Annotated in this window: 28 protein-coding genes and 1 pseudogene; 20 read left to right on the top strand and 9 right to left on the bottom strand. The window is 68.4% G+C overall.

What is annotated here, in order from left to right; genetic code table 11:
* The first annotated feature begins 10 nt into the window (after positions 1 to 10).
* From GGR11_RS09045 to GGR11_RS09030, 4 genes are all read left to right on the top strand, one after another.
* Positions 11 to 436 (top strand): hypothetical protein, encoded by a 426-nt coding sequence (locus GGR11_RS09045; RefSeq protein ID WP_183196458.1) that lies wholly within the window; start codon positions 11 to 13, stop codon positions 434 to 436.
* A 141-nt stretch (positions 437 to 577) separates the two neighbouring features.
* Positions 578 to 1,330, top strand: a complete 753-nt coding sequence (tolQ, locus tag GGR11_RS09040) for a protein TolQ (protein WP_183196457.1) — start codon at positions 578 to 580, stop codon at positions 1,328 to 1,330.
* Between the two features lie 3 nt (positions 1,331 to 1,333).
* Positions 1,334 to 1,786, top strand: a complete 453-nt coding sequence (gene tolR, locus GGR11_RS09035; protein WP_183196456.1) for a protein TolR — start codon at positions 1,334 to 1,336, stop codon at positions 1,784 to 1,786.
* 4 nt (positions 1,787 to 1,790) lie between these two features.
* The gene (locus tag GGR11_RS09030; RefSeq protein WP_183196455.1) at positions 1,791 to 2,621 is read left to right on the top strand and encodes a cell envelope integrity TolA family protein; all 831 of its coding nucleotides are present in this window, start codon (positions 1,791 to 1,793) and stop codon (positions 2,619 to 2,621) included.
* A gap of 3 nt (positions 2,622 to 2,624) precedes the next feature.
* Here GGR11_RS09030 and GGR11_RS09025 read toward each other — a convergent pair whose 3' ends face one another.
* Together GGR11_RS09025 and GGR11_RS09020 are read right to left on the bottom strand one after the other, a co-directional pair.
* Positions 2,625 to 3,062: a TA system VapC family ribonuclease toxin gene (locus GGR11_RS09025; RefSeq protein ID WP_183196454.1), complete on the bottom strand. Its 438-nt coding sequence runs from the start codon at positions 3,060 to 3,062 to the stop codon at positions 2,625 to 2,627.
* Positions 3,059 to 3,286 (bottom strand): CopG family transcriptional regulator, encoded by a 228-nt coding sequence (locus GGR11_RS09020; RefSeq protein ID WP_183196453.1) that lies wholly within the window; start codon positions 3,284 to 3,286, stop codon positions 3,059 to 3,061. Before GGR11_RS09020 ends, GGR11_RS09025 begins: the two co-directional genes overlap by 4 nt.
* Before the next feature lie 142 nt (positions 3,287 to 3,428).
* On the opposite strand from GGR11_RS09020, the gene tolB reads away from it, so the two are divergent.
* The 10 genes from tolB (at position 3,429) to GGR11_RS08970 (ending at position 14,018) form a co-directional block, all read left to right on the top strand.
* Entirely contained in the window at positions 3,429 to 4,802 is a 1,374-nt protein-coding gene (gene tolB / locus GGR11_RS09015) for a Tol-Pal system beta propeller repeat protein TolB (RefSeq protein WP_183196452.1), read from the top strand.
* Between the two features lie 116 nt (positions 4,803 to 4,918).
* Positions 4,919 to 5,473, top strand: coding sequence for a peptidoglycan-associated lipoprotein Pal (pal, locus tag GGR11_RS09010; protein ID WP_183196451.1), 555 nt, complete (start codon positions 4,919 to 4,921; stop codon positions 5,471 to 5,473).
* A 109-nt stretch (positions 5,474 to 5,582) separates the two neighbouring features.
* On the top strand, positions 5,583 to 6,719 hold the full coding sequence (locus GGR11_RS09005) for a DUF3667 domain-containing protein (protein WP_183196450.1): 1,137 nt from the start codon (positions 5,583 to 5,585) through the stop codon (positions 6,717 to 6,719).
* A 43-nt stretch (positions 6,720 to 6,762) separates the two neighbouring features.
* Positions 6,763 to 7,611, top strand: coding sequence for a tetratricopeptide repeat protein (locus GGR11_RS09000; protein ID WP_183196449.1), 849 nt, complete (start codon positions 6,763 to 6,765; stop codon positions 7,609 to 7,611).
* Positions 7,602 to 8,951 carry a tRNA lysidine(34) synthetase TilS gene (gene tilS / locus GGR11_RS08995; protein ID WP_183196448.1) on the top strand — a complete coding sequence of 450 codons (1,350 nt, stop codon included), beginning with the start codon at positions 7,602 to 7,604 and terminating at the stop codon, positions 8,949 to 8,951. The genes GGR11_RS09000 and tilS overlap by 10 nt, the downstream gene beginning before the upstream one ends.
* Entirely contained in the window at positions 8,948 to 10,912 is a 1,965-nt protein-coding gene (ftsH, locus tag GGR11_RS08990; RefSeq protein ID WP_183196447.1) for an ATP-dependent zinc metalloprotease FtsH, read from the top strand. Before tilS ends, ftsH begins: the two co-directional genes overlap by 4 nt.
* Positions 10,913 to 11,111: 199 nt before the next feature.
* Complete coding sequence (locus GGR11_RS08985) at positions 11,112 to 11,642, top strand: hypothetical protein (RefSeq protein ID WP_183196446.1); 531 nt, start codon at positions 11,112 to 11,114, stop codon at positions 11,640 to 11,642.
* A gap of 147 nt (positions 11,643 to 11,789) precedes the next feature.
* Entirely contained in the window at positions 11,790 to 13,004 is a 1,215-nt protein-coding gene (locus GGR11_RS08980; RefSeq protein ID WP_183196445.1) for an acyltransferase family protein, read from the top strand.
* 60 nt (positions 13,005 to 13,064) lie between these two features.
* Positions 13,065 to 13,718 carry a hypothetical protein gene (locus GGR11_RS08975; protein ID WP_183196444.1) on the top strand — a complete coding sequence of 218 codons (654 nt, stop codon included), beginning with the start codon at positions 13,065 to 13,067 and terminating at the stop codon, positions 13,716 to 13,718.
* Between the two features lie 3 nt (positions 13,719 to 13,721).
* Complete coding sequence (locus GGR11_RS08970; RefSeq protein ID WP_008259231.1) at positions 13,722 to 14,018, top strand: winged helix-turn-helix domain-containing protein; 297 nt, start codon at positions 13,722 to 13,724, stop codon at positions 14,016 to 14,018.
* On the opposite strand, the gene GGR11_RS08965 is transcribed toward GGR11_RS08970, so the two are convergent.
* Positions 14,015 to 14,440, bottom strand: a complete 426-nt coding sequence (locus GGR11_RS08965; RefSeq protein ID WP_183196443.1) for a GreA/GreB family elongation factor — start codon at positions 14,438 to 14,440, stop codon at positions 14,015 to 14,017. The genes GGR11_RS08970 and GGR11_RS08965 overlap by 4 nt on opposite strands.
* A 234-nt stretch (positions 14,441 to 14,674) precedes the next feature.
* Here GGR11_RS08965 and folP point away from each other — a divergent pair, with 234 nt between their 5' ends.
* The 6 genes from folP (at position 14,675) to GGR11_RS08935 (ending at position 18,510) form a co-directional block, all read left to right on the top strand.
* Positions 14,675 to 15,484 carry a dihydropteroate synthase gene (gene folP / locus GGR11_RS08960; protein ID WP_246331746.1) on the top strand — a complete coding sequence of 270 codons (810 nt, stop codon included), beginning with the start codon at positions 14,675 to 14,677 and terminating at the stop codon, positions 15,482 to 15,484.
* 65 nt (positions 15,485 to 15,549) lie between these two features.
* Positions 15,550 to 15,906: a DMT family protein gene (locus tag GGR11_RS08955; protein WP_183196441.1), complete on the top strand. Its 357-nt coding sequence runs from the start codon at positions 15,550 to 15,552 to the stop codon at positions 15,904 to 15,906.
* 43 nt (positions 15,907 to 15,949) lie between these two features.
* A complete protein-coding gene (locus GGR11_RS08950) occupies positions 15,950 to 16,294 on the top strand; it encodes a DMT family transporter (protein WP_183196440.1) in 345 nt (114 codons plus the stop codon).
* Complete coding sequence (gene thiD, locus GGR11_RS08945; protein ID WP_183196439.1) at positions 16,291 to 17,091, top strand: bifunctional hydroxymethylpyrimidine kinase/phosphomethylpyrimidine kinase; 801 nt, start codon at positions 16,291 to 16,293, stop codon at positions 17,089 to 17,091. The genes GGR11_RS08950 and thiD overlap by 4 nt, the downstream gene beginning before the upstream one ends.
* Positions 17,088 to 17,669: a nucleotidyltransferase family protein gene (locus GGR11_RS08940; protein WP_183196438.1), complete on the top strand. Its 582-nt coding sequence runs from the start codon at positions 17,088 to 17,090 to the stop codon at positions 17,667 to 17,669. Before thiD ends, GGR11_RS08940 begins: the two co-directional genes overlap by 4 nt.
* 37 nt (positions 17,670 to 17,706) lie before the next feature.
* Entirely contained in the window at positions 17,707 to 18,510 is an 804-nt protein-coding gene (locus tag GGR11_RS08935; RefSeq protein ID WP_183196437.1) for a DUF1295 domain-containing protein, read from the top strand.
* Between the two features lie 49 nt (positions 18,511 to 18,559).
* Here GGR11_RS08935 and GGR11_RS08930 read toward each other — a convergent pair whose 3' ends face one another.
* From GGR11_RS08930 to hisIE, 6 genes and pseudogenes are all read right to left on the bottom strand, one after another.
* On the bottom strand, positions 18,560 to 18,865 hold the full coding sequence (locus GGR11_RS08930) for a hypothetical protein (RefSeq protein WP_183196436.1): 306 nt from the start codon (positions 18,863 to 18,865) through the stop codon (positions 18,560 to 18,562).
* A gap of 81 nt (positions 18,866 to 18,946) precedes the next feature.
* Positions 18,947 to 19,927, bottom strand: a pseudogene (gene glk, locus GGR11_RS08925) (glucokinase); the annotation flags it as partial.
* Between the two features lie 21 nt (positions 19,928 to 19,948).
* Positions 19,949 to 21,838 carry a phosphogluconate dehydratase gene (edd, locus tag GGR11_RS08920; RefSeq protein WP_183196434.1) on the bottom strand — a complete coding sequence of 630 codons (1,890 nt, stop codon included), beginning with the start codon at positions 21,836 to 21,838 and terminating at the stop codon, positions 19,949 to 19,951.
* Position 21,839: 1 nt separating this feature from the next.
* Positions 21,840 to 22,556: a 6-phosphogluconolactonase gene (gene pgl, locus GGR11_RS08915; protein WP_221205234.1), complete on the bottom strand. Its 717-nt coding sequence runs from the start codon at positions 22,554 to 22,556 to the stop codon at positions 21,840 to 21,842.
* A complete protein-coding gene (zwf, locus tag GGR11_RS08910; protein ID WP_183196433.1) occupies positions 22,549 to 24,006 on the bottom strand; it encodes a glucose-6-phosphate dehydrogenase in 1,458 nt (485 codons plus the stop codon). Before zwf ends, pgl begins: the two co-directional genes overlap by 8 nt.
* A gap of 42 nt (positions 24,007 to 24,048) precedes the next feature.
* Complete coding sequence (hisIE, locus tag GGR11_RS08905) at positions 24,049 to 24,678, bottom strand: bifunctional phosphoribosyl-AMP cyclohydrolase/phosphoribosyl-ATP diphosphatase HisIE (RefSeq protein ID WP_183196432.1); 630 nt, start codon at positions 24,676 to 24,678, stop codon at positions 24,049 to 24,051.
* Between the last annotated feature and the right edge of the window lie 207 nt (positions 24,679 to 24,885).

Below are 24,885 nucleotides of genomic sequence, written 5' to 3'. Positions count from 1 at the left end.
AGGGGCGAACATGCAAAACCAGGGAATCACCGCCAGCGCCGTGATCGTGTCCTTTCTGCTGCTGGTCCTGGTGATCGGCGGGGGACTGGTCGGCTGCCCCTATTACAAGGTCTGGGAACGCAAGATGGCGGGCCAGGCCGAGCTGCAATATCAGCAGGGCGCGCGCCAGGCCCTGATCGCCCAGGCGGCGGCCGAGGACGAGGCGGCCATCAAGCGGGCCGAGGCGGCGACGCGCCGGGTGCTGGGCTGGACCGATGCGGCCAAGCGCGGCTGCGAAGCCCTGGGCCGCCCCGGCGACCGGGCCTGCGAGGAACAGCTGGTGCGCGACGCCGCCACCTATTCCATCGCCAAGGAAGGCCATGAGGGCGTGATCATCAGCGTCGGCGCGCCCGTGTCGGTGGCGGTCGATCCGACCCGGCGGGTGGCGCCGGAGTGATCCGGATGACGCGCCTGTCAGGTGACGGGCGTCCTCTGGACCGCTAGAAGCCGCCCTCGCCACACAATGGTCACGCCCGCTCGGTCGAAGAGGGGTGTCGCCAATCTCCAATCCGCAGCCGACCCCGCCCGGAGCGCCTGAATGACTACGCCCGTCGACGCCTCGATGATGAATCCTGTCGAACTGTTCCTGACCGCCGACTGGGTGGTGAAGACGGTGATGATCGGCCTGGCGGCGGCGTCGCTGTGGTCCTGGACCATCATCATCGACAAGGCCTTCCGCTTCACGGCCCTGAACAAACAGGCCGACGACTTCGAAAAGGCGGTCCAGTCGGGCCGGTCGCTGGAGGACGTGGCGACCCAGGCTGGGCCGGCGCCGGAACACGCCCTGCCGCGTATGCTGGTCATCGCCCTGTCCGACTGGCGCGAGGCGCGTCAGCGCGGGGCGCTGAACGATCACCAGGGCGACCTGCTGATGACCCGGATCGACCGGGCGCTGAACAGCCTGATCTCGCGCGAGAGCCAGCGGATCGAGAACGGCCTGGGCGTGCTGTCGGTGGTGGCGACGGCCTCGCCCTTCATCGGCCTGTTCGGCACGGTCTGGGGCATCATGAACGCCTTCGGTCGCATCGCGGCGGCGGGCAACACCAATCTGACGACGGTGGCGCCGGCCATCGCCGAGGCCCTGTTCGCCACGGCCATCGGCCTGGCGGCGGCCATACCGGCCTATATCGCCTACAACAAGTTCTCGATCGACGCGGGCAAGTTCGCCGGGCGTCTGGACGCCTTCGCCGACGACCTGCAGGCCGCGGTCGCGCGCCGCTTGGGCAGCCCGTCCGCGCCGCCGGCCCCGGCCGCGCCGTCGTCGGGCATCAATCTGAACCGGAGCGTCTGAGCCATGGCGCTGGGCGGCGGTGCGAGCGGCGGCGGACGGCGTGGTCGGCGGGGACGCCGAGGCCCCCTGACCGAGATCAACGTCACGCCCCTGGTGGATGTGATGCTGGTGCTGCTGATCATCTTCATGATCTCGGCGCCCCTGCTGACCGTGGGCGTACCGGTGGAGCTGCCCAAGACCGAGGCCAGCGCGGTCGAGACGGACAATGAACCCCTGTCGGTCAGCATCGACCAGCAGGGCGCCATCTTCATCGGCGACAGCGAGACCGCGTTCGACGATCTGGCCGTGCGCCTGTTGACCGAGGCCGGCGGATCGGACCAGGCGTCCGAGCGGCCGGTGTTCGTGCGCGCTGACGGCCGGGCGCCCTATCAGGCGGTGGCGCGGGTGATGGCGCGGCTGTCGGCCTCGGGCTTCACCAAGCTGAACCTGATCACCGACACGGCGCCGGAGGCCTGATCGCTTGCGTCGGCCCAGCCCTGCCATTCTGGGATCCATCGCCCTGCACGCGGGTGTGGTCGCGCTCGCCTTTGTTTCGTTTTCACACAAGACGGACGAGCCCAAGCCGCTGGTGAATTCGGTGCCGGTGACCATCGTGTCGGAGACGGTGATCGAGGCGGCGGCGGCCGATAATCCGCAGCCGGAACCCTCGCCCGACGACGCGGCGACCGCCCCGGTCAGCGCGCCGGAGACGCCCACGCCGCCGGTTCCGCAACCGACCCCGCCGCCGCCGACCCCGACGCCCGCGCCGCCGCGTCCGACCCCGCGCCCGACGCCGACGCCGCCGCGACCCACGCCCCCCCGGCCCGCGCCGCCGACGCCCGAGAAGGCGCGCCCGACGCCGCCGCGACCTACCCCGCCGACGCCCGCCCGGCCCGCGCCGAAACGCGACGAGCCCAGTCTGGATCTGGACGCCCTGGCGGGACCGACGCGGCCGACCAATAATCGCGGCCGTCCGGCGACGGGTCAGCAGGGGGCGGGAAGCGCCTCACAGGCGACCGGGCCGCAGGTGACGGCTATCTTCAACCAGGTCTATCCGAACTGGGTCCTGCCCTGCGACATCCCCGGCGCCGACCAGCTGCGGATCCAGGTGGAGCTGACCCTGTCGGCGGACGGGCGGATCACGCGCGGACCGTCGCTGATCAATCCGCAGTCGTCGTCGGTCTATCGCGCCGCCGCCGACGGCGCCCTGCGCGCCCTGCGCCAGACCGCGCCGTTCGACGTGCCCCAGGGCTTCCCCGGCGGGGCCTATCGGCCCACGTTCAACACGGAACGGGCCTGCCGCAACCGGTGAAGGTCAGGCGTCGGTGATCAGGTGAAGGGCCGCTCGCCCGTCCCTGACCGCGTCCGGCGACAGGCGGCGATCCAGCGTCGCCAGCCGACCGCCGTTCGAGACGGCCAGAGCCAGCAGATAGGCGTCGGTGATCTGTTCGGGCGTCGTCAGGGCCGATGGATCGAACAACCGGTCGTCAGCCAGGCTGATAGCGTCCGGCCAGAAGACGTGACCCGCCATGTCCCGTAACAGTTCGAGAATCCGAACGACCTCGGACGGAGGTCCGACCGGGTTGCGATAGCGACTGTTGCCGACAATCCGGACCAGGCCGTTTTCGGTTATCGGACAGGTGGCCCATGACCTGGCGGCCTCGCGCTGAAACCAACCGTTCGCCGTATCGTGAAAGACGTGACGCGGATCGACGAGGGCGATCAGCACATTGACGTCTAGCAGATAGGTCAAGGCAGTTCGTCGCGGAGCGCGTTAACGTCCTCTAGCGTGACCATTGGTCCCGGTCGATCTGGCAGAAGAGGAACGCCATTGCGAAAGCGGACGATCGTCTCCCGCTTTTGCAGCGCCTGTCGCGCGAGCTCGGACACGACTTCGCCAATCGTGCGGTCTTGATGGACCGCGATAGCTCGTGCGGCGTTCAGCACGTCGTCGTCGATGGCGAGGGTGGTGCGCATGGGTGGAAGATAGTGCATCACGCATCACGCATCAATGTGATTAGGCCGTCCTGAAAGTCGCCCCATTCGGCTTGAAGCTGGCGAATGTCACACGACCCGGCGATAAGGGGCGGCGATCCTTCGATATTTACGGGAGCATTCCATGCGTCTGAACCTTCTTCTGGCCTCGGCCGCCGTCGTGGCGATGAGCGTGTCCTCGGCCCAGGCCCAGGGCCAGACCGCTCCGGCGCAGGCGGGCCAGCCGGTCGAGGTCGAGATCGATCAGGGCGTGCTGAAACCCCTGCAGATCGCCATCGTGCCCTTCACCGGCGATCATGGGGCGGACATTTCCAATGTGGTCAGCGGCAATCTGCGGCGGTCGGGCTTCTTCGAGCCGCTGAACCCCGCCGGCTTCATCGAGACCGGCCTGACCCTGGCCAATGCGCCCAATTTCCCGCAGTGGACCCAGATCGGGGCCCAGGCGGTGCTGTACGGGGCGGTGACGCCGCGGGCGGACAATCGGCTGGACGTCGGTTTCCGCCTCTATGATCCCTACCGTCAGTGCCAACTGGTCAGCTATCAGTTCACGGCCACCCAGGAACAATGGCGCCGGATCGCGCACAAGATCTCGGACGTCATCTATCAGCGGATGACCGGCGAGACCGGCTTCTTCGATTCCCGCGTCGTCTTCGTCTCGGAAGAGGGGACGCAGTTGAACCGGATCAACCGCCTGACCATCGCCGACCAGGACGGGTTCAATCCCACCTATCTGACCCAGGGCGACGAGATCATCATGTCGCCGCGCTTCTCGACCTCGCAGCCGGACGAGATCACCTATGTGGCGCTGGGCAAGGACTATAGCCGCATCTATCTGCGCAACCTGACCACGGGCCGCACCGAAAGCCTGGGCGAGTTCGACGGCCAGGTGCTGGCGCCGCGCTTCTCGAACGACGGCAACAAGATCGCCTTCTCGATCATCCGGGGCGGCAATACCGACATCTATGTGATGGACCTGCGCAGCCGGCAGCTGTCGCGCCTGACGTCGGATCCGGGCATCGACACCTCGCCGTCGTTCAGCCCGGACGGCAGCCAGATCGTGTTCAACTCGGACCGTTCGGGCCAGGCGCGCCTGTATGTGATGCGGGCCGACGGCTCGGGCCAGCGGCCGATCTCGCGCGGCGGCGGAACCTATACGGCGCCGGCCTGGAGCCCGACGGGCAATCTGATCGCCTTCACCAAGAGCGGCGGCGGCCGGTTCTCGACCGGGGTGATGAACGCCGACGGTTCGGGTGAACGCATCCTGTCGTCCAGCTATTTCGAGGAAGGCCCGAACTGGGCCCCCAACGGCCGTTATGTGATGTTCGCGCGCCAGACGCGGGGCGGGGACACGCGGCTGTGGACCGTGGACCTGTCGGGGCGGGTTGTGGCCCAGGCGGGCTATAACGGCCGGGGCACCGACCCGGCCTGGTCGCCCCTGCTGGACACGCCGCCGTCGAACCTGGGCTATGGCCAGGGGGCCGACAGCTGCCCGAGCTGAGCCCGTTCGGCTCAACAGTGTGTTATTCAGTCTGGCGCTCGAAATCGGGCCCGGGCAAACTGTATGGCCAAGCTTTAGGCCGCCGTCCTAATTTCAAAGTGTCAGGAGACGACCCCATGAAGACTTCCCGCATCATCACCCTGGCCATGGTCGGCTGCGCCGTCGCCGCCATGGCCGCCTGCGCCCGCAAGCCGGTCGAAGGCGCCGTGCCCACCGCTCCGGAAACCGCGCCGACGGGCCCGGCCTATCCGACCGCCCCGACCGGTCCGGTGTCGGGCGGCAATATGGGCGCCGCCGCGCCGGGCACGGAACAGGACTTCGTCGTCAACGTCGGCGACCGCATCTATTTCGACCTGGACTCCTATGACGTCCGTTCGGAAGCCATGCCGCGCCTGGACGCCCAGGCTCAGTGGCTGCAGCGTTATCCGCAGGTCACTGTCCGTATCGAAGGCAACGCCGACGAACGCGGCACCCGCGAGTACAACCTGGCCCTGGGCGCCCGCCGCGCCGAGGCCGTTCGCACCTATCTGATCAACCGCGGCGTCCCGGCCGGCCGGATCGACACCATCAGCTACGGCAAGGAGCGTCCGATCGCCGAAGGCTCCAGCGAGGACAGCTGGGCGCGCAACCGCAACGCCCATACCGCCATCGTCTCGGGCGCCCCGCGCTGAGACGACCGACAGGCTGAGACGGATGGAGGCGTCGGCCAAGGCCGGCGCCTCTTTCTTTTTGCCTGCCGGGTGATCAAGGTGGCGGCGGATTCGATCGGGGGATTGGCGTTTGGATATCGAAGGGGCCGGTGGCGCGATCACCGGGGGATTGATCGCGGGGGCCGTCGAGAAGCCGACGGGGCATGCGGGCGAGGCGGGGCATGGCGTCTGTTCCGACTGCGGCGCGGCGACCGGCGGGAATTTCTGCGCCAACTGCGGCCAGGCGACCCATGTGCACCGCACCCTGCTGCACCTGGGCGAAGAGCTGTTGCACGGGGTCATGCATTTCGACGCCCGCGTCTGGCGGACCCTGCCGCTGCTGGCCTTCAATCCCGGCCGGCTGACGCGGGAATGGGTGGAGGGCAGGCGCACCCGCTATGTATCGCCGCTGGCGATCTTCCTGTTCACCCTGTTCGTCATGTTCTTCGCGCTGAGCTTCATGCCCCAGCCGTCGGCGCCCGTGGTGCTGGCCGAGGACATTCAGACGCAGCGTCAGGAACTGGTCGAGGCGGAAAACAGTCTGGCCGAAGTGCGAGCCGAGGCGGCCACAGACCCGTCCGGCATGGCCAGCGTAGGGATCAAGGCGGGCGAGGCCCTGGTGGCTCAGAAGCAGGCGGCGCTGACGCGGTTGGAGACCGAACAGCGCGACGGGCGGGCCGACGGGCTGAAGCCGGGCAGCTGGCAGGCCAGCATCAAGGATATCGCCTCGGGCGACGATGTCTCGGGCGGCACGACCAAGCTGAAGGTCATGGGCCATGATGCCGACAAGAACGGTCACGGATTCGGCGCTACGGTGCTGAAAAAACTGCAGAATCCAGACCTGGCGGTCTACAAGCTGCAGCAGACCATGTACAAGTTCGCCTTCCTGCTGGTGCCGTTCTCGATCCCCTTCCTGGCGCTTCTGTTCCTGTGGCGACGGGGTTTCACCCTGTATGACCATGGGGTGTTCGTCCTGTACTCCCTGACCTTCATGGCCCTGCTGCTGATGGTCATGGTGCTGGCGGGGACGATCAACGGCGCCCTGGGTGGGTTTGTCGCCATGGTCGGGCTCGCCGCCATTCCCATCCATGTGTTCGCCCAGCTGAAGGGGGCCTATAGTCTGCCGATCTTCTCGGCCCTGTGGCGGACGGTTCTGCTGCTGTTCTTCTGCAACATCGTGGTGGCCCTGTTCATTACGGCCATCGTCTATCTGGGCCTGGGGCACTGACCGCGCCTTGCGGCGGCCCCAAATCGGTGGAACCTAGCGACCCATGACCTTCAAGCTCTCCTTCATGCGCAGTCGCGCCTTCGCCGCCACGGCCGTCGGCCTGGTCCTGATCGCCGGGGGCGCCGTCGCCCAGCAGGCGGCGCCGAACATCATGCAGCCGACCCAGTGGGACAATCGTCGGCTGGAACAGCTGGACCGCAACGTCCGTCGGCTGGAACGGGCCCTGACCCAGCGAAACGCCGCCGGCCAGCCGGTGCTGGTCGAGCCCGACCCGGAGGTCGTCACCCTGCAGGGACAGTTCGGTCTGCTGAACCAGCGTCTCGGCGATCTGGAGACCACGGTGCGCCGCATCAACGGCGACAACGAGCGGCTGACCTTCCAGCTGGACGAGGCCCAGCGCGACACCGCCGCCCTGCGCGCCCGGCTTCTGGACGCCGAGGCCCGGATCGAGAAACTGGAGACGGCGGCCGAGTTGAACGCCCCCATCGAAGCCCATTCCCCGACCGGCGACGCGGCCCAGGATCTGGCGGCGGCGGTGCAGTTGATGAGCAGTGACCGGGCGCGCGGCGCGCGGGCGCTTGAAACCGTGGTCGCCGCTTGGCCCGACACGCCCCAGGCGCGCGAGGCCAACTCGCGCCTGGGCGACATCCGCGCATCGTCGAACGACAAGGCGGGCGCCGTGCCCTTCTACGCCGCCGCCCTGAAGGACTGGCCGCGCATCGGCTGGGCCGCCGACACGACGCTGAAACTGGCCGACGCCCTGTTCGCCACCAACGGCAAGACCCAGGGCTGCGCGGCCCTGGGCGAGTTCACGCGCCGCTATGCGCCCGCCGCCTCGGACACGCTGAAGGCCCGCGCGACCCAGATGAAGACCGCCAACGGGTGCAGCTGAGGCCCGGGATCGACGGAACCGATTCGGGTCTGGTCGCCCGTCTCTTCGCGCGGCTGGATAGTCGGCTGAGCCTTGACGATCCCCGGCCGGTCGCCCTGGCCTTGTCGGGCGGGGGGGATTCCGTCGCCCTGTTGCGACTGGCCGCGGCCTGGGCCAGGGCGCGGGGGCGGCCGCTGACGGCCTTCAGCGTCGATCATCGCCTGAACCCCGCCAGCGCCGACTGGACCCGGTTTGCGGGCGAGGCGGCGCGGGCGGCGGGCGCGGACTGGCGCGGCCTGGTCTGGGACGGGGACAAGCCAGCGACCGGACTGACGGCGGCGGCGCGGACGGCGCGTCATCGGCTGATCGCCGAGGCGGCGCGGGCGGTCGGCGCGCGGGTCGTGCTGTTCGCCCATACGGCCGACGACATCGCCGAGGCGGATCTGATGCGGGCCGAGGGCTCGACCCTGGGGCGGGCGCGCGAATGGTCGCCGTCGCCTGTCTGGCCCGAGGGGCGGGGCCTGATGCTGTTGCGGCCCCTGTTGGATGAACGCCGCGAGACCCTGCGGACCTGGCTGGCCGGCCAGGGGGCGGACTGGATCGAGGATCCGGCCAACGCCGACCCCCGCTTCGGCCGCAGCCGCGCGCGGCGGGCGCTGGCGGGGACGGTTCCGGACGGGGCGGCGGCGGGGCGGGACCGCCCGTCGTCCGAAGGGATCACGGCGAACCACGACGGGACGGTGTGGATCGCGCGCGACGTGCGGGCCAGGGGGCTGGCGGCGGCCCTGGTCTGTGTCGGCGGCGGGGCGACGCCGCCGCGCGGGGATCGGCTGGACCGGCTGATGCAAAGGCTGCGGGCGGGCGAGGATTTCGCCGCCGCCCTGTGCGGGGCGCGGATCGAGGCGGACGGCGAAACGGTGCTGCTGATGCGCGAGGCCGGGGAACTGGCGCGCCGCGCGCCGCCGCCGCTGTTGCTGCATCCCGGCGTCGAGGCGGTGTGGGACGGCCGGTTCGCTTTTCGGGCGTCGGAGGCCGGCTGGTCGGTCGCGCCGGCGCGGGGGCGGCTGTCGGCCCTGTCGGCGGCGGATCGGGCGGCGGCGAACCGGGCGCCGGCGGCGGCGCGCGGCGCGGCGCCCGTCCTGATCCGGGACGGCCAGGCCGGGCCGGTTCTTGCAGGCGCGGGGGTCGAACGGTGCGAGCTTGTCGCGGAACGGCTCAGGCTGGCGCTGGACGAAACGACGCATGAAGACGATCTGATTGCGCCGCCATGGCGTAACGCAGCCGAAGCGCCTATTTTCGGTGACAGACAATCCAGACCGTGGGCTCAATCCGGGCCGGCGGACGACCGAGGACCTCAATGAACCTGCGAAATCTGGCGATTACGGGCGTTATCATCCTGGCCCTGCTCGCGGCCTACGCCGCCGTGTCGCAAGGCGGAGCCGTGACCGGCATGGGCGCCCAGGGCGCTCAGGGCGCCGGCCGCCCCGAACAAATCACCTATTCCCAGCTGGTGCAGCGGGTCGAGGCCGGCGACGTCAAGGAAGCCACCATTCGCGGCGACCAGGTGAACGGCGTCTACAAGAACAACGGCCGCTTCACCGCCACCACCCCCTATCCGAACGAGCAGCTGGTCAATTCCATGCTGGCCGCCAACGTCAACGTCGACGCCAAGACGACGCGCCAGTCGATCTGGATGAGCCTGCTGATGGGGATCCTGCCGATCGCGCTGCTGGTCGGGGTGTGGATTTTCTTCATGCGCCAGATGCAGGGCGGGGCGCGCGGCGCCATGGGCTTCGGCAAGTCCAAGGCCAAGCTGCTGACCGAGCACAAGGGCCGCAAGACCTTCGACGACGTCGCCGGGGTGGACGAAGCCAAGGACGAACTGCAGGAGGTCGTCGACTTCCTGAAGGATCCGGGCAAGTTTCAGAAACTGGGCGGCAAGATTCCCAAGGGCGCACTGCTGGTCGGCCCTCCCGGCACCGGCAAGACGCTGCTGGCCCGCGCCGTGGCGGGTGAAGCCGGCGTGCCCTTCTTCTCGATCTCGGGTTCGGACTTCGTCGAGATGTTCGTCGGCGTCGGCGCCAGCCGCGTGCGCGACATGTTCGAACAGGCCAAGAAGAATGCGCCCTGCATCATCTTCATCGATGAGATCGACGCCGTCGGCCGCCATCGCGGCGCCGGCCTGGGCGGCGGCAACGACGAACGCGAACAGACGCTGAACCAGCTGCTGGTCGAGATGGACGGGTTCGAGGCCAACGAAGGCATCATCCTGATCGCCGCCACCAACCGTCCCGACGTGCTGGACCCGGCCCTGCTCCGCCCCGGCCGTTTCGACCGCCAGGTGGTGGTGCCCAACCCCGACGTCTCGGGCCGCGAACGCATCCTGCGCGTCCACATGAAGGACGTGCCCCTGGCCGCCGACGTCAACGTCAAGACCATCGCGCGCGGCACGCCCGGCTTCTCGGGCGCCGACCTGGCCAATCTGGTCAATGAGGCGGCCCTGACGGCGGCCCGCAAGGACCGTCGCATGGTCACGCACCGCGACTTCGAAGACGCCAAGGACAAGGTGCTGATGGGCTCCGAGCGTCGCTCGATGGCGATGAACGAGGAAGAAAAGCGCCTGACCGCCTATCACGAGGCCGGTCACGCCATCGTCGCCATGAACGTCAAGATGGCCGACCCGGTCCACAAGGCGACCATCGTACCGCGCGGCCGCGCGCTGGGCATGGTGATGCAGTTGCCGGAAGGCGACCGCTATTCGATGAAGTACCAGCAGATGATCGACCGGATCGCCATCATGGCCGGCGGCCGGGTGGCCGAGGAACTGATCTTCGGCAAGGAGAACATCACCTCGGGCGCCTCGTCGGACATCGAACAGGCGACCAAGCTGGCCCGGGCCATGGTCACGCGCTGGGGCTTCTCCGAGAAGCTGGGCACGGTGGCTTACGGCGACAACCAGGAAGAGGTCTTCCTGGGCCACTCGGTCGCCCGCAGCCAGAACGTCTCGGAAGAGACCGCCCGCACCATCGACGAGGAGGTCCGTCGTCTGGTCGCCTCGGGCTGGGACGAGGCCCGCAAGATCCTGACCGACAAAGCCGATCACCACGAGAAGCTGTCGCAGGCCCTGCTGGAGTACGAGACCCTGTCCGGCGAAGAGATCAAGGACCTGCTGGAGAAGGGCGTCGCCCCGAACCGCGACGAGAACAACTTCCCCAACGCCGGGCCTTCCGTCTCGGTGCCGGTGACGCCAGTCTCGGACGGAACCACGGTCGAGATTCCGGTCGCCGCCCCGGCCGCGACCAGCGTGCCGACCGTGCACTGAGCCGAGGCAAGGTCTGAATGCAGAAGCCCGCCGGGAGAGCGATCTCCCGGCGGGTTTTTCTTTGTCGGCGTCACGACGCGCTCCGAGGAGGTCGCTGGTTGAGCGAGAAAAGCTGATGACCCGCGCGTCATGCCGTTCGGCCCTCGACAAATCTTGGCGTTTCGGTCTGGATGCCTGCAAGTATTGAGGGGTAAGCAACTTGCAGTGGATCGTGGATGTAGCGCGGATCGCCGCGCCGATCGCCGTCGGCTTCGCCACCGGCTACTTGGCCGCCGAGCGCAATGACAAGCGCTCCGAGCGTAGCGTTGAGGCGGCGCTGTTCGCCGCTGGTGCGCTGAAGAAGGTCTGCGTCAACCTAGCCAACACTGCTTCCGCGTCGCCCAACTGGACCCAGCCTATCGCCCAGGCCTACACTCAGGATCGTGGTATCGACGTGATTAGAAGCGTTCTTGTCCATGTTCGGGCTGTGGACCTGCCTGATTCTATCGCCATCGATTCGCTGGCCACCACCAACTTGTTGCTGGCGCGGACGGAACGCGTCCTGACGGCGGCGTCAGGATCGTCGGTTTCCGCTCCCAGCTTTGTGTCTGACCTGTTGGATATCGCCAAAGAGTTGGACGAGCAGATCATGCTCTATCATTCGGCCATGAACCAACTGACCCGTTCGATGTGGCGCAAGATGCTGTCGCGCGCCGATCCCCGACACTGGTGGCGCAAGAGGGGCGTCTAATCCCCTATGTCGGTCAGCGGTCAGTTGTGTCGCCAAAGCGTCAGTCTTCACACTCAACAGCTTCGCCGCTTCGGGATGCGAAAATGAACTAGTTTGTAAAATAGACCAGTCTATGAGATATTGCCTTATCCACGAGGGGAGGGTCTCATGTTGGTATCCGAAATCGATCGCTCCGAGCGCCTGCACGGGCTCGACGCGCTGAGAGGCGGGGCCTTGCTCTTGGGCGTGGTGCTCCACGGCTTGATGTCCTTCTTTCCGACGCAGATCTGGATTGTCGGCGACGATCAGCGGTCGGTGTGGGCCAGCGGGCTGTTCTTCGTCATCCACCTGTTCCGGATGACGACCTTCTTCCTGATCGCCGGTCTGTTCGCGCACATGATGCTGGGGCGAGCGGGCGTGTGGGGGTTCGTGAAGAACCGCCTGGCCCGGATCGCTGCGCCGCTTGCCGTCTTCTGGGGGCCGGTGCTGACAGCCATCGTCGTGGTGCTGATCTGGAACGCGGGCCTGCAGGGCATGACGGCCGCCGATGCGCCGCCGACGCCTCAATATGACTGGACCAACATCCCATTGACCCATCTGTGGTTCCTGTGGGTGCTGCTGATCTTCTATGTCGCCCTGCTGATTCTAAGGGCGCCGTTTGTCCTTCTGGACCGGACCGGCGCCTGGGGGCGGGTGATCGATCGCGTGACCGCCGGACTGATCGGGCCGTGGGGCCCGTTCGTTCTGGGTGCGCCGCTCGCGCTGGCCCTGTGGCTCCAGCCGAACTGGATCGCCTTCTTCGGCGTGCCGACGCCGGACGCGGGACTGATCCCCAATACCCCGGCCCTGGTCGGGTTCGGCCTGGCCTTCGGTTTCGGCGCCCTGCTGGACCGCCGGCGCGACCTGTTGGCCCGCATACAGGCTTGGTGGGCGGTCTATCTGGGCCTGGCGATCGGCGCCGGCGCCACGGCCCTGATGCTGGCGGGCGGGCCGGACCCCCATCTGGTCCCCGTGGCCGATCCGGCGACCAAGGCGATGACGGCGGCGGCGTTCGGGGTGGCGACCTACGCCTCGGCCTTTGCGGCCATGGCCCTGGCGTTGAGGATATTCGGGGGGCGCAGCGCGGCGAGGCGGTACGTCGCCGACGCCTCCTACTGGATCTACATCGTCCATCTGCCGCTGGTGATGGCGGCCCAGGTGCTGGTGCAGGACTGGGCCATGCCGTGGCCGGTCAAGCTGACTGTCGTGGTCGGGGGCGTGCTGGCGGCGGCCTTGGCCAGCTACGAACTTCTGATCCGTCACAGTTTCATGGGGCGCTGGCTGAACGGGCGGCGCGTGCCGTGGCGCAAGCCCGTTCCGAACGCCTTCTCTCCCGCCGAATAGCTTGCCAACCCCCACGGCTGCGTCCATCCGAGGAACGCGCCCGCCGCAGAGGAATCATCGATGATCGACACGTCCCGCAGCACGCCCGAGGCCGACCTGGCCTTTCTGAAGGCCATCGTTCAGGGCGGGAATAATCCCAAGGCGACCCTGACCCTGGGTGTGGCCTATCTGGCGGGCGGCCTGTTGTACGGCCTGCAGTGCCTGTTCCACATCGGCCAGGCCGTGGGCTGGATCCGTTGGCCGGGCCTGGCCAATCTGGCCTTTGTGGCCGGGATCACGGTCGCCTTTCTGATCGTGCTGATGTGGGCGGTGCGCGAGGACCGCAAGATCGGGACGGCGGGGCCTATCGTGACCCGGACCCTGAACGCGGCCTTCAGCGGCGCGGGCATGGCCAATCTGGCCATCGTCATCGTGTTCGGCTTCGGCGCGGCGCGGGACGAGGACTTCGCCATCTGGCTGTATTATCCGGCGATGATCTTCGCCCTCCAGTCGGCGGCCTGGTTTGTGGCCTGGACCCTGAAGAAGAAGGTCTGGATGCTGGCTGCCTCGCTGGGCGGTTGGGCGACGGCGGTGGCGTTGGGTCTGCTGGTGCGAGACCCGATCCTTTATCTGTATGTCTGCACCGCCGCCCTGTTCGCCCTGTTCGCCGGGCCGGGCTGGATCATGACGCGCGACGCCTTGCGCGCGCGCGCCGTCGCTGCGGACGCCGGCTGATCCATGGGGCTGAACGACCTGGGGCGGATCGACGAGGTCATCCACGGCCGCATGCGGCTGGGGATCATGGTCTATCTGGCCGACGCCGAGGCGGCCGACTTCACCGAGCTGAAGACGGTGCTGGAGGCGACCCAGGGCAATCTGTCGGTCCACATCAAGAAGCTGGAGGAAGCCGGCTACGTCGCCGTGGCCAAGAGTTTCGTCAACAACAAGCCCCTGACGCGGGTGTCGATCACCCCCGAGGGCCGCAAGGCCTTCGCCGGCTATCTGGAGGCGCTGGGCGGGCTGATCGGGCGTTAGTCGCCGCCGGGGGTTTCCGGATCCTCGATCATGACCGGGGTCAGGCGGCGGTCCGCGCCCGATGGATCTGTCCAGGCGATGGTGTGGCCCTCCACAAGGCCGATCAGGCCGGCGCCGACGTAGGACAGGACGGACACCTTGCCGGCGTCGATGTCCGCCTCGTTCGGCAGGACGATCTGGATACGGCGCGGCTGGGGCGAGCGGCCATCGACATAGTGCAGCCAGCGGTGAAGCGGCGCCGCCCCCTTGGGCCGATCGCCGGGCTCGCAGATGACGGCGCGTTCCAGCTCCTCCTGCAACAGGCCGGCGACGCCTTCAGCAGGCATGTCGCCCACCAGGCGCGACAGGGTCTGGTGATCCCTGGCGCTGAGAAAGATGTCGGGGCGCGAGGGGGACGCGGTTCGGGCGGTGGATTGGGTCATGGTTCGGCTCTTTGATCGCAGACGCCTGCAGGCGCGCGTTCGCGCGTCACATGAAGGCTGAGGATAATCGGGTTTCAGATCGTCGCCCGGAACGGGGCGAAAGGCGCGCGGCCGTTCCGGGTCAGTGGCCTGCGACGAGGCGTCCTGCGTAAGAAAGGCGTCGAGCCTGGCTGACGAGCGGGATGATCACGTCTAGAGGCTGATCTCATGAAGCGTGAAAGTCAAACCTCGCCGATGTCCGTCTTGTCGCAGGTCATGGGGATCGTGAACGTCACGCCCGACAGTTTCTCGGACGGCGGACGGTGGGCCTCGACGCAAGCCGCCGTCGACCAGGCCATGCGGCTGGTCGCGCAGGGGGCGGCGGTGCTGGATATCGGGGGCGAGAGCACACGGCCGGGGGCGGAGCCGGTGGGCGAGGCCGAGGAGATCGAGCGGGTTGCGCCGGTGATCGCAGGCGTCCGCGCGCGGTGGGACGGTGAGATCAGCGTCGATACGATGAAGCCCGCCGTGGCCCGCGCCGCCGTGGCGGCCGGGGCGACGATGTGGAACGATGTGACGGCCCTGAGCCAGGCGCCCGACAGTCTGGCGGTCGCGGCCGAGCTGGGCTGCGAGGTGGTGTTGATGCACATGAAGGGGGAGCCCCGGACCATGCAGGCCGACCCCCGCTATGGCGATGTCGTGGCGGAGGTGCGGGACTATCTGCGCGGCCGGGCCGAGGCGGCGATGGCGGCGGGGGTGGCGCGGGACCGGATCTGGCTGGACCCGGGCATCGGGTTCGGCAAGACGCTGGAGCACAATATGGCGCTGACGGCGCGGCTGGGCGAACTGGTCGCGCTGGGGTTCCCAGTTCTGTATGCGGCCAGCCGCAAGCGGACGATCCAGGCCATCGATCCCACGGCGGTCGAGGCAACGGATCGGTTGGGCGGCTCGCTGGCCCTGGCGCTGGAGGGGGCGCGGCGCGGGGCGCGGATGGTGCGGGTCCATGACGTGCGCGAGACGGTCCAGGCGCTGAAGCTGCAGGCTGCGGTGGCGGCGGCGGGCTGAAGACCCGCGACGCGAGGTCGCGGCCGGTGTAGGGGCGAAGCGAACCGTCGTCCTGATCAAAGCCCATGCCCCTGACCCCCTATATCGCCCCCATCGTCATGCTGGCCCTGTCGAACGTCTTCATGACCTTCGCCTGGTACGGACATCTGAAGTTCGATCACAAGCCGCTGTGGCTGCTGGTCATGGCCAGCTGGGGGATCGCCTTCTTCGAATACTGGCTGGCGGTGCCGGCCAACCGGATCGGCCATCAGGTCTATTCGGCGGCGGAGCTGAAGACGATGCAGGAGGTGATCACCCTGCTGGTCTTCGCCGGCTTCTCGGTGCTGTACCTGGGCGAGAAGCTGACGGTGAACCATCTGGTCGGGTTCGGCTTCATCGGCCTGGGGGCCTTCTTCATCTTCAAGGGGCCGCTGGGCGGGTAAGCCGACGCTTGCCCCGGCGGACCGGCTGGGCCATCTGGTCGCCATGTCTTGGATCATGTCGATCAATCCGTGGGTGACGCTGGTCGTCGCCGGTCTGCTGGAAGTGCTGTGGGCGTCCGGCCTGAAGAACGTCAGCCTGCAAAGGCCGCTGACGTCGCTGGGCGTGCTGGTCGCGCTGGCGGCCAGCATGGTCCTGCTGTGGGTGGCGACGCAGAAGCTGCCGATCGGCACGGCCTATGCGATCTGGACCGGGATCGGGGCGGTGGGCGCGGCCCTGGTCGGGATCGTCGTCTATGGCGAGCCGGCGACGGCGGTGCGGGCGGTGTGCATCCTGCTGATCGTGTCGGGCATCGTGGGCCTGAAGCTGTTCTCGGGGGCGCACGCATGAGCGGGCTCTATCAAGGACGGGTGCTGATCCTGGCCGGGTCGGACAGTGGCGGGGGCGCCGGGATCCAGGCCGACATCAAGGCGGTGACGATGATGGGCGGATTCGCCGCCACGGCGATCACGGCGATCACGGTGCAGAACACCCTGGGGGTTCACGGCGTCCATCCGCTGCCGCTGGAGTTGATCGCGGCCCAGGCGCGGGCGGTGCTGGGGGATATCGGGACCGACGCCTTCAAGACCGGCATGCTGGGCTCGGTCGAGGTGGTCGAGACGGTGGCGGCCCTGCTGGACGAGGCGGACGCCCCGGCGGTGGTCGATCCGGTCATGGTGGCCAAGGGCGGGCATCCGCTGCTGCCGGACGCGGCGGTGGAGGCGGTGAAGCGGCTGATGATCCCGCGCGCGGCCCTGCTGACCCCTAATGCGCCCGAGGCCGAGGCCCTGACCGGGCTGGTGGTGCGCGACATCGACGGTCAGCGGCGGGCGGGCGAGGCCCTGCTGAAACTGGGCGCGCGGGCGGTGCTGATGAAGGGCGGTCATGTGGACGGGCCGACGGTGATCGACTTGCTGATGACGGCCGACGGGGAGACGGTGCTGGAGGCCGAACGGATCGACACCCGCCACACCCACGGCACGGGCTGTACGCTGGCGAGTGCGTGCGCGGCGGGCCTGGCCCTGGGACGGCCGCTGGAGGTCGCGGTGGCCGAAGCCTGGGCCTATGTCGGCGAGGCCATCCGGCGCGCGCCGGGTCTGGGCGGCGGACACGGGCCGCTGGATCACGGTTGGCCGGTGCGGGGGTGAACGACGCCCTGACCGAGGAATTGATCGCTGTCGTCCGCGCCGATCCCGGCCTGATGCACGTCTTGCGGACGGTGAGGGCGCTGGACGTGCCCGACTGGCGGCTGGTGTCGGGGGCCGTCTATCAGGCGGTGTGGAACGCCAGGACGGGACGACCGGCGGGATACGGGATCAAGGACTATGACCTGGCCTATTTCGACGGTTCGGACCTGTCGTATGAGGCCGAGGACGTGGTGATCAAACGGGTCGCCGCCGCCTTTGACGAGCCGTTCCGCAGCCAGGTCGAGGTGCGCAATCAGGCGCGGGTGCACCTGTGGTTCCAGAACCGGTTCGGCGAGCCCTATGAGCCGTTGCACTCGACCGACGAAGCCCTGGGCCGGTTCGTGGCCCCGACCTTCGCCGTCGGGGTGCGGCTGGAGGCGGACGACACGATCACCGTGGCGGCGCCCTTCGGGCTGGAGGATGTGTTCGCCATGGTCGTCCGGCCGAACCCGAACCGGCCGCTGGCCAAGGGCTGGGCGAAGACGATTGAGAATGCGCGGGGGCGGTGGCCGGAGTTGAGCGTGGTCGAACCGGCGTAGGCGCCATCCACAGTCCTGCCGCCGCCGTATCAGGCCCATGACCCTGACCGACATCCTCATTCTGCTGGGACTGAACCTGGCTCTGATCGTGGCCGTGATGCTCGGCCTGTGGCTGGTCGCCCTGAAGCTGAAGGACGTCAGCTTCATCGATGCGGTCTGGCCGTTGGGCATGTTGTTGCTGGCGGTGGCGACCCTGCCGCGCGCCGACGGCGATCCGGCGCGCAAGGCGCTGCTGGTCGGGCTGTGCGCGGTCTGGGCGCTGCGGCTGGGCCTGCACCTGTTCCGGCGCTGGCGGGCCAGCGGGGCGGACGGGCGGTATGTGCAGATCGTCGAGGATCAGGAACGGAACAAGGGCTGGTCGTTCGCCAAGACGGCGCTGTTGTTCGTGTTTCTGCCCCAGGCCGTGCTGGCCTGGCTGACGTCGCTGCCGGTGCAGATGGGGCAGGTCGCGGCTCAGCCGGGGCTGGGCGTGATCGCTGGGGTCGGCGTTGTGCTGGCGGTGGTCGGGATCGTGTTCGAAAGCGTCGGCGACGCCCAGTTGGCGGCGTTCAAGCGCGATCCGGCCAATAAGGGCAAGGTGCTGGACACCGGCCTGTGGCGCTATACGCGGCATCCGAACTATTTCGGCGATGCCTGCGTCTGGTGGGGGCTGTGGCTGATCGCGGCGGAGACCGGCGTCGGCCTGTGGTCGATCGCGGGGCCGATCTTCCTGACCTTCACACTGACGCGCTGGTCGGGAATCGGGATTACCGAGAAGGCGATCAACAAGTCGCGGCCGGGCTATGCGGACTATGTGAAGCGGACGAGTGCGTTTGTGCCGTGGCCGCCGAAGGTGGGTTAAGGCGCAAAAAGCCCCCGCCGCGAACGACGGGGGCCAGGAGTCGCCGACCTTAGTTGGTGGTCGGGGTGTTGTTGGTGGTCATGCCGCCGTCGGCGTTGCCGCCCTGTTGTTCGATCTGGTCGGCGCGACGGTCGGCGTTGTCCTCGACCTGGTCGGCCTGGCGGTTCAGGGCGTCTTCCTGGGCGTTGGTCGGGGCGGCGTCGGCCTGGGCTTCCAGCTGGTCGGCGCGGGCCTCGCCCGTGGCCTCGACGGCGTCGGCGCGGCTTTCGGCGGCCTTGTCGGCGGCGCTTTCACCGCAGGCGGCGACGCCCGAAAGCACGAACAGCGAGGCGGCGGCGATGGCGAACTTTTTCATGAGGTTTCCTTCCGTTTCTGGAGCGGAGGAAACGTCACGGCGGCGGTTGGGTTCACGCCGCCGTGATAATTTTCGAGACGATCAGCCTTCGGATTCGGCGAAGGCGACCCGCGCGGCGCCCAGAAGCGCGGCGTGTTTGTGCATGATCACCTTGGTCGGAATCTCGGACATATAGTCCTTGAACCGGCCCTTGCGCTCGAAGCGCTGGCGGAAGGGGCTGGCCTTGATGAAGGGCAGGATGCGCGGAACGATGCCGCCGGCGATATAGACGCCGCCGCGCGAACCGGTGGTCAGGGCGATGTCGCCGGCGACCGCGCCCAGGATGGCGCAGAAACGGGCCAGGGTGGCGCCGCACGGGCTGTTGGGATCGCTCATCGCCGTCTGGGTGATCTGGGCCGGGTCGTCGATATGGGTCTCGCGACCGTCGATCTCGGCCAGGGCGCGGTGCATGTTCAGCAGGCCGGGGCCGCAGATCAGGCGTTCGATGGAGACGCGGTCATAGCGGCGGCGCAGGATGCGCAGGATCTCGTCCTCGACCGGATCGCCGGGGGGGAAACAGGCGTGGCCGCCTTCCGACGGCATGGCCATTTCCTTGCCATGGGCGTCGCGGATCAGGGCTGAGACGCCGAAGCCGGTGCCGGGGCCGAGCACGGCCACGGTCGAATGGGGATCGCCGTCGACAGGACCGCCCAGGCTTTCCAACTGGTCTTCCGGCACCACGGGGGCGCCCCAGGCCAGGGCCTCGAAGTCGTTGATCAGTTTGACCGGCTTCAGGCCCAGGGTCTGAAGCTCGGCTTCGGACACGCGCCAGGGCGAGTTGGTCAGGTCGATCTCGCCGTCGGTGACGGGGCCGGCGACGGCGATGACGCCGCCGGTCGGCTTGACCTCGCAGCCCTCGATGAAGGCGGCGACGCCTTCCAGGAAGGTCGGATAGGTCTCGGCCGGGAAGCTTTCGTGGTGGTCCAGCACGGGCTTGCCATCGACCATGCGGGCCACGGCGAAGCGGGCGTTTGTGCCGCCGACATCACCGACGAGGAGGGTCTTGTCATTCATTGAGGCGTTTCCTGCGCTCGGTTTGGTGGATCAGGCGTCCACGGTCCGGTCGACGAAGTTGGGGTTGGGCGGCGTGTCGTCATGGCCGCGAGAGCCGGTCGGGACGGCGAAACAGACGGTCGCCCCCTGTTCGGCCGTGGTGACGACGTGGCGGAAGGCGCCGAACAGTTCGCGGCCATAGCCCCAGGACGAGCCCTCGGCGTTGGCGGCGGATCGGGCGGCGGCGGGACGGGCCGACAGGTCGCCGACGCCCACCGTGGTCAGAACCCCGGCCTCGGCGTCCAGACGGATGATATCCCCGTCCTTCACATGGGCCAGGGGGCCACCGGCCAGGGCCTCGGGCGAGACGTGGATGGCGGCGGGGGTCTTGCCGCTGGCGCCCGACATGCGGCCGTCGGTGACGAAGGCGACCTTGAACCCCTTGTCCTGGATGACGGACAGGGCCGGCGACAGGCTGTGCAGTTCGGGCATGCCGTTGGCCTTGGGCCCCTGGAAGCGTAGGACCACGACGACGTCGCGGAACAGTTTGCCGTCCTTGAAGGCCTGGAGCGCGTCTTCCTGGGTTTCGAAGACGGCGGCGGGGGCCTCGACGATGCGGTTCTCGGGCTTGACCGCCGAGATCTTGATGACCGCGCGGCCCAGGTCGCCCTTGACCAGGCGCAGACCGCCCTCCTTGTCGAAGGGGTTGGAGGCGGGGCGCAGGATGTCGAGGTCCAAGCTTTCCTTGACCCCGTCGCGCCAGACCAGCTGGCCGTCCACCATCGACGGCTCCTGGAAATAGGGCTCGATTCCCTTGCCCATGATGGTGGTCACGTCCGAGTGGATATGGCCGGCCTGGGCCAGTTCGCGGGCGACGAAGGCGACGCCGCCGGCGGCCTGGAAGGCGTTCACATCGGCCGAGCCGTTGGGATAGACCCGCGCCAGCAGGGGGGTGACGGACGACAGCTCGTCCATGTCGGTCCAGTCGATCAGCACGCCCGCCGCCCGCGCCATGGCGACCAGGTGGATGGCGTGGTTGGTCGAGCCGCCGGTGGCCAGCAGGGCGACGATGGCGTTGACGATGGACTTCTCGTCGATGACGTCGGCCATGCGGCACTCGCCGCTGCGGGCCAGTTCGACGGCGCGCTGGGCGGCGGCGGCGGTCAGGGCGTCGCGCAGGCCGGTGTCCGGATGGACGAAGGCGGTCGAGGGCATGTGCAGGCCCGCCAGCTCCATCATCATCTGGTTGGAGTTGGCCGTACCGTAGAAGGTGCAGGTGCCGGGCGAGTGATAGGAGCCGATCTCACTTTCCAGCAGGGTCTGGCGATCGACCTTGTTCTGGGCGTACTCGGCGCGGACGCGGGCCTTTTCGGCGTTCGGAATGCCCGAGGGCATGGGGCCGGCGGGGGCGAAGACGACCGGCAGATGGCCGAAGGCCAGGGCCCCCATGAACAGGCCGGGCACGATCTTGTCGCAGACGCCCAGCATCAGGGCGGCGTCGAAGGCGTCGTGGGTCAAGGCCACGCCGGTGGACATGGCGATGACGTCGCGGCTGAACAGCGACAGCTCCATGCCCGGACGACCCTGGGTGACGCCGTCGCACATGGCGGGGGTGCCGCCGGCGACCTGGGCCGTGGCGCCGACCTGACGCACGGCCTCGCGGACCACGCCGGGGAAGCGCTCGAACGGCTGGTGGGCCGAGAGCATGTCATTATAGGCGGTGACGATGCCCAGATTGGGCTTGGACCCGTCCATGGCGGTCAGTTTGTCGGCGATGGTCTGGCCGGCGAAGGCGTGGGCCCAGTTGGCGCAGGACAGTTTGGCGCGGCCCGTCCCGCTGTCGCGGGCGGCGTCCATGCGGCGCAGATAGTCGGCGCGGGTGGCGCGGCTCTTCTCGACGATCCGGGCGGTGACCGCGGCCACCGTGGGGTGCAGGGTCATGTCAGCTGGCTTCCGTATACAGAACTTCAAGGGGGACGCCGGCGGCGATCAGGGCGGCGATGGGCTGGATCCTGGGATCGCCCTGGGCCTCCTGCTCGAAGACGCGGCGCTTGGCGTCGCCCTTCAGGCCCAGGATCACCCGGCCGGCGGACATCAGATAGGCCAGGTTGATCGACAGGCGCTCGAGCGTCGGCGCCGCGCCGTCGCGGCCGTGGGGCACGCCCAGGACCGTCGGCTTCAGCGTCGGGGTCAGCAGGGTCTTCAGGGTGGGGCTGTTGGGGAACATGGAGCAGATATGGCCATCCTCCCCCATGCCGAGAAGGACCGCGTCGAAACGCCCGCCCGCGTCGGCCAGGGCATGGGCCGCGACAATGGCGGCGCGATCGACCGTGACCTCGGGCGTATAGAGGGGTATGAAGCGGCCGGTGGCGGCCTTGTCCTGCAGCAGGACGTCGCGGATCAGCCGGGCGTTGGACTCAGGCGAGGTGTCGGGGACGTAGCGTTCGTCCACCAGGGTGACGGCGATCCTGGCCCAGTCCAGATCGGTCGCGGCGAGGCGGCGATAGACGGGGGCGGGGGTCGTGCCGCCGGGGCCGGCGAAGACGGCGGAGCCCTTGTCGCGGACGGCGGCGCCCAGGGTCTCGGACAGGCGGGCGGCGATTGCCTCGGCCCAGGCGTCGACAGTGGGGAAGGTTTCGATCACGGGCGCCTCAGACATCGGTGGTGTTCCAGTCGCGGCCGGTGCGCATCATCAGCATGTCGGCGCTGTCGGGGCCCCAGGTGCCTGCGACATATTCGTCTGGCTTCTGGCCGGACTCGGCCCAGGCCTCGGCGACCTCGTCCACCCATTTCCAGGCCTGTTCCGCCTCGTCGCGACGGACGAACAGGGTCGAGTCGCCGTGCATGGCGTCGAGCAGCAGCCGCTCATAGGCGATGCGGCGGCGCGGCGGGGCGGCCGACTTGCCGTCGACGCCCCAGGACAGGCTCATGGTGATGGGCTGGAGCTGCATCCGCTTGTCCAGGCCGGGACGCTTGTTCATCACCGTCAGGGAGATGTCTTCCTCGGGCTGAAGCTCGATGATCATGCGGTTGGCCGGCGCCTCGCCCTCTTCATTGTCGAAGATGGAGTGGGGGACGGGCTTGAACTGGATGACGATCTCGGTGCGCTTCTCGGGCAGGCGCTTGCCGGTCCGCATGAAGAAGGGCACGCCGGCCCAGCGCCAGTTGTCGATGTCGGCGCGGATGGCGACGAAGGTCTCGGTGTCGGAATCCGCGCCGCGCTCCTCGTCATAGCCCTTGACCGGCTTGCCCTCGGACACGCCCGCCACATACTGGCCGCGCACGGTGACGCGTTCGGCTTCTTCGGGGGTGATGGGGCGCAGGGACCGCAGCACCTTGACCTTTTCGTTGCGCAGCGATTCCGGATCCAGGTCCGACGGCGGCTCCATGGCCACCAGGCACAGCAGCTGGAGCATGTGGTTCTGGAGCATGTCGCGCAATGCTCCGTACTCGTCGTAATAGGGCCAGCGGTCGCCCACGCCCACCGTCTCGCCGATGGTGATCTGGACGTGGTCGATCGTCAGATTGTTCCACAGCGGCTCGAAGATGGTGTTGCCGAAGCGCAGCGCCGTCAGGTTCTGGACCGTCTCCTTGCCCAGATAGTGGTCGATGCGGAACACCTGGTCCTCACTGAAGGCGTGGGACACGGCGTCGTCGATCTCGCGGAAGGATTTCAGGTCGCGGCCGACCGGCTTCTCCAGCACGATGCGGCAGTTGCGCTCGGCCAGACCCGCCGCCTTCATCGCCGTGACGATGCGGCCGTACAGCGAGGGCGAGACGGCGAGGAAAGACGTGACCTCGCCGTCGCCGACGCGGTCCTTCAGGCCCTTCAGACTGGCGGAATCCGTGGCGTCCACGGCCAGATAGTCGAGCCGGGCCTTCATCTTGGCCCAGGAATGGTCGTCCCAGGCCTTGTCCGCCTCGGCCTTGGCCTTCACGGAGTCATGGACCTTGGCCACATATTCGTCGGGCGTTTCTTCGGAACGGGCGGCGCCGATGATCTTGAGATCGTCCGGCAGAAGCCCGTCATGCTCCAGGAAATAGAGCGAAGGCAGCAGCATGCGCATCGCCAGATCGCCGCCGCCGCCGAACAGAATGAGAGCCGCCATACTTGTCCCCTGATCGATCCCATTATCCGGGATCAGTCGCCTTTAAGGTCTGGGCGTCGCTTTGCCCGCTTCCGCTCTGGAGGCCAACACGTCCAGCACGTCCTGAAACACCATGTTACGGGCGTGGAGAAGCACCAAGAGGTGATAGATCAAATCCGCCGCCTCGCTGGCGAGTTCCTCATCTGGGCCCGCGACGCCGGCCAAGGCGGTTTCCACGCCTTCTTCTCCGACCTTCTGGGCGATGCGTTTGGGCCCCTCGGCGATCAGTTTGGCGGTCCAGCTTTCGGACGGATCGGCGGCGGCGCGTTCGGCGATGGTGCGTTCCAGCCGGGCGATGCGGCCCAGGCCCGGCGCGTCGGCCGCGCCGAAACAGCTGGTGCGGTGCAGGTGGCAGGCGTCGCCGACCGGGTTGACCGACAGCACCAGGGCGTCGCTGTCGCAGTCGGCCGTGATGCCGACGACGTGCAGCCGGTCGCCCGAGGTCTCGCCCTTGCGCCAGCGTCCGCCGCGCGAGCGGGAAAAGAACGTGGCCTCGCCGGACTGGATCGTCTCGTCCAGGGCGGCGCGGTCCATATAGGCCAGGGTCAGGACCTGGAGCGTGGCGGCGTCCTGCACCACCACGGGGACCAGGCCGTCGCCCTTGGCGAAGTCGATGGTGTTGGGGTCGATCATGGGATCGTCTCCTCAAAAATCCTCCCCCTCTGGGGGAGGGGGACCGCCCGAAGGGTGGTGGAGGGGGTAAGGGCGTGCGGGGTGTTGGAGGTCGGGCGGCGGTGCGCGGGCCGGGGGGGGGGGGGGGGGGGGGGGGGGGGGGGGGGGGGGGGGGGGGGGGGGGGGGGGGGGGGGGGGGGGGGGGGGGGGGGGGGGGGGGGGGGGGGG

Origin of the sequence: Brevundimonas mediterranea (assembly GCF_014196125.1) — a bacterium.
GTDB lineage: Bacteria > Pseudomonadota > Alphaproteobacteria > Caulobacterales > Caulobacteraceae > Brevundimonas > Brevundimonas mediterranea.
This window is presented reverse-complemented; position numbering and strand designations above follow the sequence as displayed.